General features: G+C 70.5%; 15 protein-coding genes. 6 read left to right on the top strand and 9 right to left on the bottom strand.

The features are described 5' to 3' along the window. The first annotated feature begins 56 nt into the window (after positions 1–56). Genes ED92_RS29365 through ED92_RS29350 form a run of 4 tightly spaced genes read left to right on the top strand, consistent with a single transcriptional unit; the run spans position 57 to position 5,853 of the window. Positions 57–2,984 (top strand): FHA domain-containing protein, encoded by a 2,928-nt coding sequence (locus ED92_RS29365; RefSeq protein ID WP_235213385.1) that lies wholly within the window; start codon positions 57–59, stop codon positions 2,982–2,984. Between the two features lie 3 nt (positions 2,985–2,987). Beyond that, a complete protein-coding gene (locus ED92_RS29360) occupies positions 2,988–4,202 on the top strand; it encodes a glycosyltransferase family 4 protein (protein WP_052120915.1) in 1,215 nt (404 codons plus the stop codon). Next, positions 4,196–4,903, top strand: a complete 708-nt coding sequence (locus ED92_RS29355; protein ID WP_037343981.1) for a class I SAM-dependent methyltransferase — start codon at positions 4,196–4,198, stop codon at positions 4,901–4,903. Before ED92_RS29360 ends, ED92_RS29355 begins: the two co-directional genes overlap by 7 nt. Then, positions 4,900–5,853 (top strand): prenyltransferase/squalene oxidase repeat-containing protein, encoded by a 954-nt coding sequence (locus ED92_RS29350; RefSeq protein WP_037343980.1) that lies wholly within the window; start codon positions 4,900–4,902, stop codon positions 5,851–5,853. Before ED92_RS29355 ends, ED92_RS29350 begins: the two co-directional genes overlap by 4 nt. Positions 5,854–5,914: 61 nt before the next feature. Here the strand turns inward: ED92_RS29350 and whiA are convergent, their stop codons facing one another. Genes whiA through uvrC form a run of 4 tightly spaced genes read right to left on the bottom strand, consistent with a single transcriptional unit; the run spans position 5,915 to position 10,743 of the window. Then, complete coding sequence (whiA, locus tag ED92_RS29345) at positions 5,915–6,904, bottom strand: DNA-binding protein WhiA (RefSeq protein WP_005152315.1); 990 nt, start codon at positions 6,902–6,904, stop codon at positions 5,915–5,917. After that, positions 6,895–7,899, bottom strand: a complete 1,005-nt coding sequence (gene yvcK, locus ED92_RS29340; protein ID WP_051972587.1) for a uridine diphosphate-N-acetylglucosamine-binding protein YvcK — start codon at positions 7,897–7,899, stop codon at positions 6,895–6,897. Before yvcK ends, whiA begins: the two co-directional genes overlap by 10 nt. Further along, positions 7,886–8,743 carry an RNase adapter RapZ gene (gene rapZ / locus ED92_RS29335; RefSeq protein ID WP_034311885.1) on the bottom strand — a complete coding sequence of 286 codons (858 nt, stop codon included), beginning with the start codon at positions 8,741–8,743 and terminating at the stop codon, positions 7,886–7,888. Before rapZ ends, yvcK begins: the two co-directional genes overlap by 14 nt. 50 nt (positions 8,744–8,793) lie before the next feature. Beyond that, positions 8,794–10,743 carry an excinuclease ABC subunit UvrC gene (gene uvrC / locus ED92_RS29330; protein ID WP_081975948.1) on the bottom strand — a complete coding sequence of 650 codons (1,950 nt, stop codon included), beginning with the start codon at positions 10,741–10,743 and terminating at the stop codon, positions 8,794–8,796. A gap of 249 nt (positions 10,744–10,992) precedes the next feature. Between uvrC and ED92_RS29325 the strand changes: the two genes are divergently transcribed. Both ED92_RS29325 and ED92_RS29320 read left to right on the top strand, forming a co-directional pair. Continuing rightward, positions 10,993–11,730, top strand: coding sequence for a trypsin-like serine protease (locus ED92_RS29325; RefSeq protein ID WP_037343975.1), 738 nt, complete (start codon positions 10,993–10,995; stop codon positions 11,728–11,730). 97 nt (positions 11,731–11,827) lie between these two features. Beyond that, positions 11,828–12,607, top strand: a complete 780-nt coding sequence (locus ED92_RS29320; protein WP_037343974.1) for an exodeoxyribonuclease III — start codon at positions 11,828–11,830, stop codon at positions 12,605–12,607. Positions 12,608–13,095: 488 nt separating this feature from the next. Here the strand turns inward: ED92_RS29320 and ED92_RS29315 are convergent, their stop codons facing one another. From ED92_RS29315 to rpe, 5 genes are all read right to left on the bottom strand, one after another. After that, positions 13,096–13,539: a PH domain-containing protein gene (locus tag ED92_RS29315; RefSeq protein ID WP_037344534.1), complete on the bottom strand. Its 444-nt coding sequence runs from the start codon at positions 13,537–13,539 to the stop codon at positions 13,096–13,098. A gap of 17 nt (positions 13,540–13,556) precedes the next feature. Further along, positions 13,557–14,063, bottom strand: a complete 507-nt coding sequence (gene ribH, locus ED92_RS29310) for a 6,7-dimethyl-8-ribityllumazine synthase (RefSeq protein WP_037343973.1) — start codon at positions 14,061–14,063, stop codon at positions 13,557–13,559. Then, the gene (locus ED92_RS29305; protein ID WP_199755168.1) at positions 14,060–15,334 is read right to left on the bottom strand and encodes a bifunctional 3,4-dihydroxy-2-butanone-4-phosphate synthase/GTP cyclohydrolase II; all 1,275 of its coding nucleotides are present in this window, start codon (positions 15,332–15,334) and stop codon (positions 14,060–14,062) included. Before ED92_RS29305 ends, ribH begins: the two co-directional genes overlap by 4 nt. Before the next feature lie 56 nt (positions 15,335–15,390). Next, positions 15,391–16,014: a riboflavin synthase gene (locus tag ED92_RS29300; RefSeq protein ID WP_037343970.1), complete on the bottom strand. Its 624-nt coding sequence runs from the start codon at positions 16,012–16,014 to the stop codon at positions 15,391–15,393. A 112-nt stretch (positions 16,015–16,126) separates the two neighbouring features. Beyond that, positions 16,127–16,795: a ribulose-phosphate 3-epimerase gene (gene rpe / locus ED92_RS29295; protein ID WP_007029650.1), complete on the bottom strand. Its 669-nt coding sequence runs from the start codon at positions 16,793–16,795 to the stop codon at positions 16,127–16,129. Positions 16,796–16,840 lie beyond the last annotated feature (45 nt).

Below are 16,840 nucleotides of genomic sequence, written 5' to 3'. Positions count from 1 at the left end.
CACAGTATCGCGGGCCGCCCTTGCCGGTGGCCGCCCGATGAGACAAAGTGATCTCCGTGGGAGAGCGGAGGTCGTTGGTGGTCGCGTCGCAATGCGACTCACTGAACCTTCTCTCGTTCCTCCCCGACGCGGGCCATCAGGTCTCGACGGCCCTGCTCGACCCCGAGGTCGGCGGCTGCGTCCCAGCCCTCGAAGACGGTCGCGGTCTGCTCGTCGACCCGACGATGGTCGAGCTGGACGACGCGCTGGTGGAGGCGTTCGAGCGCGCGTCGGAGGACGAGGCGACGCTCTTCCTCTCGCTCGTCGGGCACGGCGAATACGCCGACGACGACTTCTACTTCCTCACCAAGGACACCGGGTTGCCGGTGGACAGCCGCCGTTCCTTCCTGTTCGCGCAGCGGATCAAAGAACTCCTCGGCCGCTACTCGATGCTCGACGGGCTGGTCATCCTGCTCGACACCTGCCACGCCGGTATCGGGGCGAGGCAGGCTGGTCAGCGCTGGCTGCGGATCGTCGGCGAGGCGGGCAAACGGTTCGACCTGCTCACCGCCTCGGACGACCGTGTCGCCGCGAACGGGTGTTTCAGCCGGTCGCTGGTCTCGGTCCTGCGGACGGGGCACGCGGAGTTCGGCGAACGCGTCCGGTGCGCGGATCTCAAACGCGTGATCACCGGTCTGTGCCCGGCGCAGACCGCCGTCCACCTGGGTTTCGACGGCACCCGCGAGGTCGCCGAGGCCGACCAGGGGCTGTGGCTCGCGCTGAACTCCTCCCCCGCCTGGCGGCGTTCGCCGCTGGCCGGCAACCCGGCCGCGCCCACCATCGAACGGCTGACCGCGCACTACCAGCCGGATCCGAAACTCGGCGAGACCGTCGGGCATCTGCTCACCGGCGCCCGGCTGGTCGCGATCACCGGCGAGGCCGGCGCGGGAAAGTCGACCATGCTCGCCGCGCTGGCCCGTCCTTCGGTGGCCGGATCCTATGTGCCGCCCGACTTCCTGCACGCCGTGCTGTTCGCGAGCCGCGGCGACACGGCCGAGCGGCTCGCGAGCGAACTCGCCCGTCAGTTGCGGCGCACGGTTCCCGGTTTCGCCGACGCCGAGCAGGCGCACCGCGCCGGTCTCGACGACGCCGGCCGGAGCGGTGCGAGCGCTTTCGATCTGGCGCTGCTCGGTCCGCTGCGGAGTCTCGCTCCACAATGGACCGGAGCCCCCGTGCGGATCGCGATCGACGGGCTCGACGACCTCGATCCCGATGTCCGGGCCCGGCTGTGCGGTCTTCTCCGGAGCCTCTCGACGGCACCGGAGCCGGCACAGGTCAAGACGGTCGTGGCCACGCGGGATCCGGCGTGCCTGCCGCCCGCGGTCGAGGTCCGCCTGGTGATGGCGGGCGGTTTCGACCCGGCTCCTGTGGTGCGGGAACCGGAGGACAGCGGGGACTGGGGCAGCGAGCCCGGATACGACACGGGGTCGCCCACCTCGCCGAGGATCACCCCCGCCACCCTGATCATCGACGTCCCCGGGCAGCCGCCCGCGCACCACGAACTGTCCTTCGGGCTCACGACGCTCGGCCGCAGCAGGAACGCCGCGATCCGGCTCGGGGACTCGCGGGTGTCCCGGCTCCACTGCAAGATCCGCTGGGACGGGACGGACGCGTGGCTGACGGACCTCGACTCCGCCAACGGGACCTTCGTCAACGGACAGCGGGTGCCGAGTGCCCGGTTGGCGCACGGTGACGTGCTCCGGCTCGGCGATTCGACGGTCACCTTCATCAGCGTGGCGCAAGAGGATGCCGACATCGAAGAGAGCACCGGCGCGGTGGCCTCGCCGCGGCCCGGTCACGCCGTCCTGCTGGAGTTGCTGGGGCTCGCCGCCACCCGCGGGCCCATCCCGATCTCGATCCTCACCGCGGCGAGCGCAGCGGCGGGCGGCCCGGACCGACGGGTGCGCGTCCGCGATTTCCTGGCCGGACTCGGCGACTCGGTCAGCCGGACGCGGGCGGGTCTCGACGACGAAACCGTCCTGTGGACCGGAGAGCCGCCCGTTCTCTCCCCCGACGCGGCGACCCGGCTGCGCGCCCGGCTGGCGGCGGCGACCTCGGAGGTGCCGCTCGTGGCCGGAGACGACGAGCCGACGCTGGAACAGAGCTACGCGGCGGCCAACGAGGCCGAGCACTTCTGGCTCGCCGGGCTCCGCGAAGACGCCTTCGCCGCATTGGAGCGGCGGGCGTCCCATATCCCCGTCGAGAACCGGGAACGCTGGGCGGCCTGGGCGAACCGCGCGGCCCGGCAGCTCGGCGACACCGACCGGATCACCTTGCGCTGCAAGGCGCGGCACGCGACCTGGACCGGCAAGGCGGGCGACGCGGCCGGAGCGCTCGCCCGGTTCGAGGAGCTGCTGCCGATCGCCACGGCCGCCCTGTCGAGTGGCGACGAAGAGGTCTTGAGCATTCGCCACAACATCGGCTACCTCCTCATGGATCTCGGCCGCTTCGAAGAGTCCCGGGCGGCGTTCGAAGCCCTGGTCCGGGACACCACCCACGCTCTCGGAGCCGATCATCGCGAGACGCTGCACGCCCGGCACCTACTCGCGGTGGCGACGGGCAAGACCGGAAACGGGGAGGAGTCCCTCCGCTTCTCCCGGGAGCTGCTGCCGCAGGCGAAACAGGCGCTGGGTGACGACGAGATCGTCAGCCACGTGCGGCACAACATCGCGTTCTGGAGCGCCGAAATCGAGCACCCCCCCCCCGTTGTTTCGGAGTATCGACGGCTCCTCGCCGAAGCGACGGGACGGCTGAATGAGCGGCATCCCGACGTCCTCGACCTCCGATTCGGGCTCGCGCTCACCCTCGCCAAGGCGGGCAGGGTCACCGAGGCGCTTTCGACCTGGACCCTGCTGCTCGCCGATTCCGTCGAGGTCCGCGGCGAACGGCACGACGAAACCCGGAAGATCCGCGAGCAGCTCGATCACTGGGGCGCGCGGGAGTGAGCGGTGAGCGCCCTGCGCATCGCGCTCCTGACCTACCGCGGAAACCCGCGCAGCGGCGGTCAGGGCGTGTACGTCCGGCATCTGAGCCGCGAACTCGCCGCGCTGGGGCATCGCGTCGAGGTGCTGTCCGGGCCTCCCTATCCGGAGGTCGATGAGGGCGTGCGGCTGACGAAGATCCCGGGCCTCGACCTGTTCGCGGAGCCGAACCCGTTCCGGACCCCGCGGCCGCGCGAGCTGCGCGACCTGCCGTCGTGGGTGGAATTCCTCGGCATGCGCCGCGGCGGTTTCCCCGAACCCCTCGCGTTCTCCCTGCGTGCCGCGCGCCATCTCGCGAAGCGCCGGGGCGAGTTCGACATCGTCCACGACAACCAGGGACTCGGCTACGGGATGCTCCACTGTGGACTGCCGACACTCGCCACGATCCACCATCCCATCGCCGTGGACCGGGCACTGAAGCTCGCGACCGTCACCGGACGGGAGGCGGCGCGGGTCGCGCGGTGGTACGGCTTCGTGGAGATGCAGCACCGCGTCGCGCGGCGGCTGCCCGCGCTGACCGTTTCGCGGGCTTCCCGTGCGGCCATCGGCCGGGAGATGGGCGTTCCGGAGGACCGGATCCACGTCGTCCCGCTCGCCGCGGACACCCGGATCTTCCGGCCGCGACCCGAGATCCCGCGCGTCCCCGGCCGGGTCGTGGCCACCGCCAGCGCGGACGAACCGTTGAAGGGGCTCGAACATCTGCTGGCGGCGTGGGACCGGATCGAAGGCGAACTGGTGATCGTCGGCAAACCGAAGCCGGACGGCCCGGCTGCGCGGGCACTCGCCCGGCTCGGCCCTGGCGCCGGCGTCCGCTTCGTCAGCGGGCTGACCGACGGAGAACTCGCACGGCTGCTGTGTTCGGCCGAAATCGCTTGTATCCCTTCATTGTTCGAGGGGTTCTCGCTGCCGGCCGCCGAGGCCATGGCCTGCGGGACACCGGTCGTCGCGACGACCGGCGGCGCCCTGCCCGAAGTCGTGGGTGACGCGGGGATCCTGGTGCCGCCGGGCGATGTCCCGGCGCTCGCAGAAGCGCTCACCAAGGTCCTCGGCGACGAACACCTGCGCGCCGACCTCGCGGCCCGGGGGCTGGCGACGGCGGGCACGCTGAGCTGGCGGCGCACCGCCGAGGAGACCGCGGCGCACTACCGGCGCGTCCTCGGCCGGGAGCGTGCGGAGTGCTGACCGTCGATTTCGACCGGTTCCCCGTCGGCCCCGGCGACCGGGTGCTCGACCTCGGCTGCGGGGACGGCCGCCACGCGTACGAGGCTTACAAACGCGGCGCGGACGTGGTCGCCGCCGACCTCGACGACACCGCGCTCAAACACGTGCGGGACATGTTCGCCAACCTGGCAGAGGCGGGCGAGGCACCCGGCACGGCTTCGGCGCTGGCCGTCCGCGCGGACGCACTCCGGTTGCCGTTCCCGAGCGGCTCCTTCACCCGGGTGATCGTCGCCGAGACCCTGGAACACATCCATGCCGACCGCGCGGTGCTCGCGGAGGCGAGCCGTGTGCTGGCGCCGGGCGGACGGTTGGTGGCGACCGTGCCGCGCTGGTGGCCGGAGCGGATCTGCTGGCTGCTCTCGGACGCGTATCACGAGGTCGAAGGCGGGCACATCCGGATCTACCGGCGGCGCGAACTGCTCGGCAAGCTCACCGAGGCCGGGTTGCGGACGACCGGCGGCCATCACGCGCACGCCCTGCATTCGCCGTACTGGTGGCTGAAATGCGCGGTCGGCCCCGACGAGGAGCACCCGCTTTGCGCGCTGTACCACCGGTTCCTGGTCTGGGACATCATGCGGAGCCCCCGGCCGGTGCGGTTCGCCGAATGGGCGCTGAATCCGGTGCTCGGCAAGAGCCTCGTCGTCTACGCGCGCAAACCGTGAAGGCCACCGCCGCCACCATCGCGGCCGTGCAGTGGCGGGACGGCGGAATCCCTTGGGAGCCCGGCGGGCACCTCGATCCGTGGAATCATCTCGAAGCCGCGATGGGTCTCGACGTGGCCGGGCTGCACGCGGAAGCCGAAGCCGCGTACGAGTGGCTGCTCCGCAACCAGCGCCCTGACGGATCCTGGGCGGCCCGGTACCGCGACGGCCGCGTCGATTTGTCCACTATGGACACGAACTTCACCGCGTACGTCGCGGTCGGGGCCCGGCACCACTTCCTGCGGACCAGGGATCACGCCTGGCTGGACCGGATGTGGCCGGTCGTGGACAAGGCCATCGACGCCGTCCTGCGGCGGCAGCAACCGTCGGGTGCCATCTCGTGGCGCGACGATCCCGAGATCCGGCTGGTCGCGGGCTGCGCCAGCATCCATCACGCGCTGACGCAGGCGCTCGCGCTCGCCTCCGTGCGGGGGCTGGACCGTCCACAATGGCGAGTCGCGGCGCACCGGCTGCGTGCCGCCCTGCTCGGCGAGCCGGGGCTGTTCGCCGCGAAACCGCATTCGATGGATTGGTACTACCCGGTTCTGGGCTCCGTCGTCACCGGCGCCGACGCGACGGAGCGGCTGGCGGCGGGCTGGGGCCGGTTCGTCGAACCCGGGCTCGGGGTGCGGTGCGTGCACCACGAGCCGTGGGCGACCGGCGGCGAGACGGCCGAACTGGCGCTCACCCTCGCCACTCGCGGCGACCGTGCCCGCGCGGGTGAACTCCTCGCGTGCCTCGCCCGGCTACGCCACGACGACGGCTCGTATTGGACCGGCTACCAGTTCGCGGACGAGGAATTCTGGCCGGACGAGCGCACCACGTGGACCTCGGGCGCCGTCCTCCTCGCGACCGCCGCCCTCGACGGCGACCCGGCCACGTGCGACGTCTTCGGCGAACACCGCGTTTAGTCCTCTGGATGCGGTCCTTGCACACGCAAGTACCGCCTCCAGAGGACTAAATGCGGGAGGGTCAGGCCTCGTCTTCTTCCAGCATGTCCGGGGTGACGGCCGATTCGGTGTCCGGAATGCCTTGTTCCTTCGCCTTTTTGTCGGCCATCGCCAGGAGGCGGCGGATCCGGCCGGCGACGGCGTCCTTGGTCATCTGCGGATCGGACAGCTGGCCCAGTTCCTCCAGCGAGGCCTGCCGGTTCGACAGCCGCAGCTTGCCCGCGGCGAGCAGGTGCTCCGGGGCGGATTCGCCGAGGATGTCCAGCGCCCGCTCGACCCTGGCCGCCGCCGCGACGGCCGCGCGGGCCGAACGCCGCAGGTTCGCGTCGTCGAAGTTCGCGAGCCGGTTCGCGGTGGCACGCACCTCGCGGCGCATCCGCCGCTCTTCCCAGGCGAGCACGCTCGTGTGCGCGCCGAGCCGGGTCAGCAGGGCACCGATCGCGTCACCGTCGCGCACCACGACCCGGTCCGCGCCGCGGACCTCGCGCGACTTGGCCTGGATGCCCATCCGCCGGGCGGCGCCGACGAGCGCCAGCGCGGCCTCGGGGCCGGGGCAGGTGACCTCGAGCGACGACGAACGACCGGGTTCGGTGAGCGAACCGTGCGCAAGGAACGCGCCACGCCAGGCGGCTTCCGCGTCGGCGACGCCACCGGACACGACGGCGGCGGGCAGCCCGCGCACCGGGCGGCCGCGCTGGTCGATCAGGCCGGTCTGCCGGGCGAGCCCCTCGCCGTCCTTGACCACCCGGACGACGTACCGCGTGCCCTTGCGCAAGCCGCTGGAGGAAATGACGTGCACGTCGGACTGGTGTCCGTACAGTTCGTGGATCTCCTTGCGCAGCCGCCTCGCCACCGAACCGGTGTCGAGTTCGGCCTCCACCACGACGCGGCCGGCCACGATGTGCAGCCCGCCCGCGAATCGCAGCATCGACGCGACCTCCGCGCGGCGCGGGCCGATCTTGGTGATCTCCAGCCGGCTCAGCTCGTCCTTCACGGCGGCGGTCATCGCCATCGCTGCCCCTCCATACCTTCAGCTCCTCCCCCGGTGAGACCGAGAGCGTCTCGCATACAGCCCGCGAGCGCATCAGGATCATGCCGCCCCGTCACGACCGGGTCAGCCACCGCCCCCAGCAACGCCCGCGCGCCCAGTCTCCCGGCCGCGTCCCGCAACCGGGCTGGTGAGGGCACCGAGTCCCGGTCCGCGATGACCGCGTCCACCCGTAATTCCGGGGCGTGCTCGAAGAGTACGTCCAAATGCTTCTCCGGCGAGAATCCCGCCGTCTCCCCCGGTTGGGGGATCAGGTTGAGGATCACGACCTTCGTGGCGTCCGTTCGGAGCAACGCGTCGTGCAGATCCGGCACCAGCAGATGGGGCAGCACACTCGTGAACCACGAACCCGGACCGAGGAACACCACGTCCGCGTCGAGCACAGCCTCGATCGCCTCGGCGCAGCCACGCGGCGGCCGGTCGGCCTGCCCGGTCGGGTGAAGACTGATCCGGTGCACCTGCCCCGGCGTCGTCGCCACCGCCACCTGGCCGCGGATCCGTCGCAGCGCCTCGGGATTCTCGGCGTCCAGCCCCGAAACCTCGCCTTGGATCTCCAGCGGTTCGGGTGACATCGGCAGGACCCGGCCGGAGATGCCCATGAGCCTGCTCGCCTCGTCGAGCGCGGCGACCGGGTCGCCGAGTACCTCGAACAACCCGGCCAGCAACAGGTTCCCGACCGCGTGCCCGGCGAGCGCGCCGTCGCCGCCGAAGCGGTGCTGGAACACCTCCGCCCACAACGTCCCGCCGTCTTCGGCGGCGAACGCGGCGAAGGCCTGCCGCAGGTCGCCCGGCGGCAGCAGCCCCAGTTCCCGGCGCAGCCTGCCGGACGAGCCCCCGTCGTCCGCGACGGTGACCACGGCGGTGACCTGCGAGGTCACCCGGCGCAAGGCGGTGAGGGTGGCGTGCAGGCCGTGCCCGCCGCCCAGGGCCACCGCGCGCGGTGCGCTACTCGCGGCCAAGGTCGCGGTGCACCACCTTCACGGCCATACCGTCCTCATTGGACAGACGCTGGGCGAGCTCCTCGGAGATGGCGACGCTGCGGTGCTTTCCGCCGGTGCAGCCGACGGCCAGCGTCAGGTACCGCTTGCCCTCGCGTTTGTAGCCCGCGCCGATCAGGCGCAGCAGCTGGTGGTAGCGGTCGAGGAACTCGTCCGCGCCTTCCTGGCTGAGCACGTAGTTGCGGACCTCCCCCTCGAGACCGGTGTGGTCGCGCAGTTCCGGGATCCAGAACGGGTTCGGCAGGAAGCGGACGTCCATCACCAGGTCGGCGTCCATCGGCAGGCCGTACTTGTAGCCGAACGACAGCACGGTGACCCTGGTCTGCGTGCTCGCCTCCGAGCCGAAGGCGTCCTCGATCTTGGCGCGCAGGTCGTGCACCGAAAGCGACGACGTGTCGAGCACGAGGTCGGCCTCTTCCCGCAGCGGCTCCAGCAGCGTGCGCTCGGCGGTGATGCCGTCGGCGAGCCTGCCGTCGCCCTGCATCGGGTGGCCGCGGCGGACGGCCTCGAACCGGCGCACCAGCACCGCGTCGGTGGCCTCCAGGAACAGGACGCGCGGCTTGTACCCGCGGGCGTCGAGGTCCTTGATGACCGAAGCGAGGTCGTCGGTGAACGCGCGCGAACGCACGTCCATCACCACGGCGACCTTGGTGATCGCGCCCCGCGCCTGCGCGCCGAGCTCGACCATGGTCGCGATCAGCTCGGGCGGCAGGTTGTCCACCACGAACCAGCCCAGGTCCTCCAGGCATTTCGCGGCGGTGCTGCGGCCGGCGCCGGACAGACCGGAAACGACCGCGACCTCCATCCCGGAACCGCGGCCCTCTTCTTGCGCACTCACAATGGTCCCTTCACCGATCACGTACTGGACTCCCCCGCCGCCGCGGACTCCCCTGCGAGCGCCGCGACGACCGCTTCGGCGGTGCGCCTGCCGAAGCCGGGCACCGCCTCGATCTCCTCTATCCGCGCTTCGCGGAGTTTCTTCACCGAGCCGAAATGCTTGATCAGCGCGGTACGACGAGCCTGCCCCAGCCCCGGCACACCGTCCAATGCGGACACCTGCATCCGCTTGGACCGCTTCTCGCGGTGGTACCGGATGGCGAAGCGGTGCGCCTCGTCGCGCAGCCGCTGCAACAGATACAACGCGTCGGAGGTGCGCGGCAGGATCACCGGATCGGGATCTCCCGGCAGCCACACCTCCTCCAGCCGCTTCGCCAGGCCGACCACGGCGATGTCGGTGACGCCCAGTTCGGAGAGCACATCCGCGGCGGCGGTGGCCTGCGGGCCAGCGCCGTCCACGACGAGCAGGTTCGGCGCGTAGGCGAACTTGCGCGGTTTGCCGGTCTCCGGGTCGATACCCGGCCGGTCCGGATCGACCCCTTCGGCGTTTTCCTTGAGATAACGGGAAAACCGGCGGCGGACGACTTCGGCGATCGACGCGACGTCGCCCTCTTCAGCGGCCTCACGCAAGGCGAAACGCCGGTACTCGGACTTGCGCGGGATCCCGTCCTCGAACACTACGAGCGAAGCGACCACGTCGCTGCCCTGGATATGGCTGATGTCGACGCATTCGATGCGCAGCGGCGCGGTTTCCAGCGCCAGGTAGTCCTGCAGTTCCGCCAGCGCGGCCGAGCGCGCGGTGAGGTCGCCCGCGCGGCGCAGTTTGTGCTGGGTGAACGCCTCTCCGGCGTTACGTGTCACGGTTTCGGCGAGCGCGCGTTTGTCGCCGCGCTGCGGCACCCGCAGGCTCACCCTCGACCCGCGCAGCCCGGACAGCCATTCGCCGAGGGCTTCCGCGTCGGCGGGCAGCTCGGGGACGAGCACCTCGCGCGGCACCGGCGAGCCGCCGTCGGGATCGTCCGCGCGTTCGGCCTGTTCGCCGTAGAACTGCGTGATGAAGTGGTCGACGAGATCCTTGACGTCCATCTCTTCGGCCTTGTCGATCACCCAGCCGCGCTGCCCGCGGACCCGGCCGCCTCGTACGTGGAAGACCTGGACGGCGGCTTCGAGCTCGTCGTGGGCGAAGGCGACGACGTCCGCGTCGGTGCCGTCGCCGAGCACGACCGCTTGCTTCTCCATCGCGCGCCGCAGCGCGCCGAGGTCGTCACGCAGCCGCGCGGCTCGCTCGAACTCCAGCTCTTCGGACGCGGCCGCCATTTCCTGTTCCAGACGGCGGATCAGCGCGTCGGTGCGGCCGGCGAGGAAGTCGCAGAAATCCTCGACGATCTCGCGGTGCTCGTCGGCGGAGACCTTGCCGACGCATGGCGCGGAGCATTTCCCGATGTAGCCGAGCAGGCACGGCCTGCCGATCTGGCCGTGCCGTTTGAAGACGCCCGCCGAGCAGGTGCGCGCCGGGAAGACGCGGAGCAGCAGGTCGAGCGTTTCGCGGATGGCCCAGGCGTGCGCGTACGGCCCGAAGTACCGCACGCCCTTCTTGCGCGCGCCGCGATAGACGTGCAGGCGCGGGTACTCCTCGTTCATCGTCACGGCGAGGACGGGGTAGCTCTTGTCGTCGCGGTACCGGACGTTGAACCGCGGGTCGAACTCCTTGATCCAGTTGTATTCGAGCTGGAGCGCCTCGACCTCGGTGCCCACGACGGTCCACTCGACGCTCGCCGCCGTCGTCACCATCTGGCGGGTGCGCGGGTGCAAGCCCGTGATGTCGGCGAAGTACGAGTTCAGCCTGCTTCGAAGGCTTTTCGCCTTGCCGACATAGATGACCCTCTTCGTGGCGTCACGAAATTTGTACACGCCAGGGGCGTCCGGGATGCTCCCCGGCGAGGGACGGTAGGTGGTCGGGTCAGCCACGTCGACAAGCCTATGGGGCACCACCGACAGTCTTACGAGGCCCCGTCCTTACGCGCGGTCCGGTCAACCCTTCGAGTGGCCATTCCCACCATCCGGTCCGTCTTTCACCACGCATACCGACCTAAGTCGGGTCTTCCGCCGTACCCGACGTTCGTTGGTTCCTAGCGGGTGAATCGGTTGATTACTTTCCGTCCCAGTTCCACTTCATTCGGTTCTTCGTCAGATGACGCTCGAAAGGACTCCTGCACCGTGAGCCGTCTTCGTACGCTGGGCGCCGCCACCCTCGCCGCCGCAGCCCTCACCATGACCGCGGGCGCCGTCGCCTCCGCGGGCACCCCGACCGGTGTCCAGCCCAACATCGTGGGCGGCGGCACCGCCCCCACCGTGAGCTGGGGCGCCCAGGTCTACGTCAACACCCCGGGCCGTCAGTGGGACGGGTTCAACTGCTCCGGCAGCGTCATCGCCCAGCGCTGGGTGCTGACCGCCAAGCACTGCCTCGACTCCGACGGCACCGGCATGCGGGTCCGCGTCGGCAGCAACCAGCTGCAGGGCGGCCGTGAGATCGCCGTCGACCGCAAGGTGTCGTCGCCGGCCGGCTCCGACATCTCGTTGCTGCACCTGGCCTCCGACGCCGGCGTCACGCCGATCACCCTGGCGAGCTCGAACCCGTCGGTCGGCAGCACCAACCAGCTCTACGGCTGGGGCCGCGAGACCCCGACCGGCCCGCCCGCCTCGGCGCTGAAGGTCGCCAACGTGCGCGTCTCGGGCAGCTCGACCGACGCCTACGGTGGCCCGGCCATCCAGAGCGTCGGCATCGACGGTTCGGCGTGGAAGGGCGACTCGGGCGGCCCCCAGGTCTCCAACGGCGTCCAGGTCGGTGTCGCTTCGACCGTGCAGAACCAGAGCGGCTCGAACATCCGCGGCACCAACAACTACGGCAGCGTCGCTTCGGCCCGCTCCTGGATCCGCTCGACCACCGGGGTCTGACCTCCACCCCGGCCGGGGCCCCTGCCGCGACGTGACCCGTCGCGGCAGGGGCCCCTTTCACGTCGGGGTGTCGGTGGGGTGTGGGACGCTCGCGGGCATGCGGATCGCGACCTGGAACGTGAACTCGATCGGGCCCCGGCTGCCGAGGGTGCTGGAGTGGCTCGGTTCGGCTCAGCCGGACGTGCTGTGCCTGCAGGAACTCAAGAGCGGCACCGACGCCTTCCCCGTCGAAGCGGTGCGCGAACTCGGCTACGAGACGGCCGCCTACGGCATCGGGCGCTGGAACGGCGTCGCGATCCTGTCACGCGTCGGGCTGGAGGACGTGACACGCGGACTGACCGGTGAGCCCACCTTCGAGGACAAGACCGACGCGCGGGCCATCGGCGCCACCTGCGGCGGGCTGCGGCTGTGGTCGGTGTACGTGCCCAACGGGCGCGACCTGGAGAACCCGCACTACGGCTACAAACTCGCCTGGCTCTCCGCGCTGGAGGCGACCGTGCGGGAGGAGCAGGCGCGCGGACTGCCGTTCGCGGTGCTCGGCGACTTCAACATCGCGCCGACCGACGCGGACGTCTGGGACATCGGCGTGTTCGCCGAATCGACGCACGTGACCGAACCGGAGCGGAAGGCGCTCGCCGCGCTGCGGGACCTCGGGCTGTCCGACGTGTTCCCTCGGCCGCTGAAGTACGACCACCCGTTCACTTACTGGGACTACCGGGCCGGGAACTTCCCGAACAACAAGGGAATGCGGATCGACCTCGTGTACGCCGACGCCGTCGTGGCCGGCGCGGTGACGGATTCCTATGTGGACCGTGAGGCGCGGAAGGGGAAGGGGCCCTCGGACCACGCGCCGATCGTGGTGGATCTTTCGCTCTGAGGGGCCCGCGGGTGGTCCCGGATGTCATGAAAGGGCCGTTCAGGACGTTTTTCGTCCTGAACGGCCCTTTCATGACACTTGAGTGAGCCCGGCGAACGCCGCCTGCCCAGATGCTAGGAACGGTCCTTTCCTGGCAAATTTTGCAAGGAAAGGACCGTTCCTAGCACTTGAAGGAGCCGGAGAGCGGCGTCAGCCTCCTTGGCTCCAGTCCGTGAAGGCCTCCTTGAGGGACTCTGGGTCCCTCAAGGAGGCCTTCACGGACTGGACGACCGCCACAAGCGCCCCACCTGCACCACTGGTCACAGCGGCCGCGCGTGAAGGGCCCCTTCCCTCGGCTCAGCCGAGGAAACCCGACCTTCACACCTTCCCCAAGTACGTGAAGGCCCCCTTCACTGCGCTAGACGCAATGAAGGGGGCCTTCACGTACTTGCACACCGCAAGGATCGCATTCAGAGGACGAAACGCGCCCGGTCGGGAAAAGGCGAGCGTCAGCCCTCCCAGGCCGCCTTGTGCAGCCGCCGCAACGCCCGCACCGCCGCCACCGCGCGTTCCCGATCGACGGCCTGCACGGCCATGACCGAGTAGTACTCGTCCTCCGGCAGCTCCAGCCGGGCCCACGAAGCCCCGTCCGGGAAGCTCACCGAGAGCACCTCGCTCCACGCGAACTTCTTGGTCATCAGCACGTTCCGGACCTCGATGCCGTCCGCGTCGGCCTTCACGCGCGCGGTCGCGAACAGCATCGTGCCCGCGGCGAGCAGGACGCCGATGCCGATCATCGCCGCCTGGTCGGACGGCTGGAAGATCACGCCGGTGTCCGAGCCGCGCAGCAGCACCGCGACGACCACGAACGTCGCCAGCAGGATCACCGCCAGCACGGAGCACATCACCAGGGCGCGGCGGGGCCGCACCACCACGACCTCGGACTCCGTCATCACATCCGCCTCGACGCTCACACGAATCCCCGCTCGGTCCACGGCTGGCGCAGGTTCCGCAGCGCGTGCGCGGCGTCCAGCGCGGCGACCGTCGCTTCGTAGCCCTTGTCCTCGACGGAGCCGGGCAGACCCGACCGGTCGAGGGCCTGCTGCTCGGTGTCGCAGGTGAGGACGCCGTTGCCGACCGGGGTGCTCTCGTCGAGCGCGACCCTGGTCAGCCCCGCGGTGACCGCGTCGCAGACGTACTCGAAATGCGGCGTCCCGCCCCGGATGACCACGCCCAGCGCGACCACCGCGTCGTGCGTGCGGGCCAGCGCCTGCGCGGCGACGGGCAGTTCGACGGCGCCCGCGACACGCACGACCGTCGGCTCCTCCTCCAGGTCGGCCGCCTTGGCCGCCTCGAGGGCGCGGTCCAGCAGGGCGCTCGTGATCTTCGTGTGCCAGCGCGTGGCCACGATCCCGAGCCGGATGTTCTTACAGTCGGACAGGTCGAGTTCGACGTCCGGACGGCCTTCGCCGCTCACCGCGTGCCACCTCCGTTGCCCTGGTCGACCTCGGCGCCGACCTGGTCGAAATGCTCCAGCTGGGACAGGTCGTGCCCCATCCGGTCCCGTTTGGTCTTGAGGTAGCGCAGGTTCTCCGGGTTCGGCGAGATCGGCAGCGCGACCCGCCCGGTGACCCGCAGGCCATAGCCCTCCAGCCCGACGCGTTTGGCCGGGTTGTTCGTCAGCAGCCGCATCGAGCGGACGCCGAGGTCGCACAGGATCTGCGCGCCGGTGCCGTAGTCCCGCGCGTCGGCGGGGACGCCGAGCTGCAGGTTCGCGTCGACGGTGTCCGCGCCGGCGTCCTGCAGCTGGTAGGCCTGCAGTTTGTGCAGCAGCCCGATACCGCGGCCCTCGTGGCCGCGGATGTAGAGCACGACGCCGCGGCCTTCCTTGGCCACCGCTTCCAGCGCGGCCTCCAGCTGCGGGCCGCAGTCGCAACGCAGCGAGCCGAAGACGTCACCGGTCAGGCACTCGGAGTGCACGCGGACCAGGATGTCCTCGCCGTCGCCGATCTCGCCGTAGACGAACGCGATGTGCTCGATGCCGTCGAGCAGGCTGTCGTACCCGACCGCGCGGAACGTGCCCGCGTTCAGCGGGATCCGCGCCTCGGCGACCCGCTCGACCTGCTTCTCGGTGCGCCGCCGGTACGCGATCAGGTCGGCGATGGTGATCATCTTGAGGTCGTGGTCCGCGGCGAAGACCTCGAGTTCGTCGCGGCGGGCCATGTCGCCCTCGTCCTTCTGCGACACGATCTCGCAGAGCACCCCGGACGGCGAAAGCCCGGCCAGCCGGGCCAGGTCGACGGAGGCTTCGGTGTGCCCCGGGCGCCGCAGGACGCCGCCCTGCTTGGCGCGCAGCGGGACCACGTGGCCGGGGCGCCGGAAGTCCGACGCCTTGGACGCCGGGTCGGCGAGCAGGCGGACGGTATGCGACCGGTCGGCCGCGGAGATGCCGGTGGTGATGCCCTCGGCGGCGTCGACCGTGACGCTGTACGCGGTGCCGCGCTGGTCCTGGTTCGTGTGGTACATCGGCGGCAGGTCGAGCCGGTCCGCCTCGGCCTCGGTCAGCGCCACGCAGACGTAACCCGAGGTGTAGCGCACCATGAACGCCATCAGTTCCGGCGTGGCCTTCTCCGCCGCGAAGATCAGGTCGCCCTCGTTCTCGCGGTCCTCGTCGTCCACCACGACGACCGGACGGCCCGCCTTGATGTCGGCGATCGCCGCCTCGATGGCATCGGCGTTCACTGCCACCACCCCGCCCGCACAGGGGGTCAGATCGGCCGACCCCGGAATCGCACTCGTCTCGCTCACGCCCGCTCCTCCGTACCGCCATTGTCCCCCTGCGCGCGCAGGTGCGGCATGGCCAGCTTCTCGACGTACTTGGCGACCACGTCCACCTCGAGATTCACCAGGTCACCCGGGGTGTTCCGGCCGAGCGTGGTGAGTTCGAGGGTGGTCGGGATCAGGGCGACGGAGAACTCCTCGTCGGTCACCGAAGCGACCGTGAGGGAGACACCGTCGACCGCGATCGACCCCTTCTCGACGACGTACCGGGACAGCTTCTTCGGCAGCGCGAACGTGGTGAGTCCCTGCTCGTCGCGGTTGAGGAAGACGCCGGTGCCGTCGACATGGCCCTGCATGATGTGCCCGCCGAGCCTGCCACCGGCCGGCGTCGCGCGTTCGAGGTTGACGACGTCGCCGACCTGCACCTTCGTGAGGCTGGAGCGCTGCAGGGTCTCGTGCACGACATCGACGGTAAACTCACCGCCCGCCACCGCGACCACGGTGAGGCACACGCCACTCACCGCGATGGAGTCGCCGTGCCCGGCGTCGCTGGTCACCAGCGGCCCCCGAACGGTCAGTCTCGCGGCGTTCGGGACCTGCTCGACCGCGGTGACCTCGCCGAGTTCCTCGACAATGCCGGTGAACACTCCTGCTGCCCTCCTCCTGGCTCGCACCGCCGCTGGGAACGGTGCTCCCCTCATCCAACACCCATCGCGGCCGATTCCTTCTCCTGACCCGACGGCGGATCACGAGGCGGGATCAGCCGCGGACGCGGGCCGCCTGCTCGCGAAGCGCCGCGACGGCCTTACCTGGGTCTTCGGCGCCGTAGACGGCGGAACCGGCGACGAAGCAGTCCACTCCGGCTTCGGCGGCCTGCTCGATGGTGTCGGCGTTGATCCCGCCGTCGATCTCGACGACGAGCTTGAGGTGGCCGGTGTCGACCAGGCGCCGCGCGGTGCGGACCTTGTCGAGGACGCCCTCGATGAACGACTGGCCGCCGAAACCGGGCTCGACCGACATCACCAGGAGCGTGTCGTAGTGCTTGAGGGTCTCGAGGTGGTCCTCGATCGGCGTGTTCGGCTTGATCGACAGGCCGGCCTTCGCCCCGGCGGCGCGCAGGTTCTTCGCCAGCGCGATCGGGTCGTGCGCGGCCTCGACGTGCACGGTGACGTTGTAAGCGCCCGCTTCGGCGTACCCGATGGCCCACTTGTCGGGGTTCTCGATCATCAGGTGGCAGTCGATGGGGACGTCGGTGGCCTTGAGCAGCGACTGCACCACGGGCAGGCCCAGGGTCAGGTTCGGCACGAAGTGCGCGTCCATGACGTCGACGTGGACCCAGTCCGCGCGGGTGTCCCCCTCCCCCGCGACGGCACGGATCTCGTCGCCGAGCCGGGCGAAGTCCGCGGAGAGGATGCTGGGTGCGATCAAAGGTCGGTGAGCCACGCGCCCGAGTGTAGGAGGACGCCGCTAACG

Source organism: Amycolatopsis sp. MJM2582 (genome assembly GCF_000754115.1).
GTDB classification, from domain to species: Bacteria; Actinomycetota; Actinomycetes; order Mycobacteriales; family Pseudonocardiaceae; genus Amycolatopsis; species Amycolatopsis japonica.
This window is presented reverse-complemented; position numbering and strand designations above follow the sequence as displayed.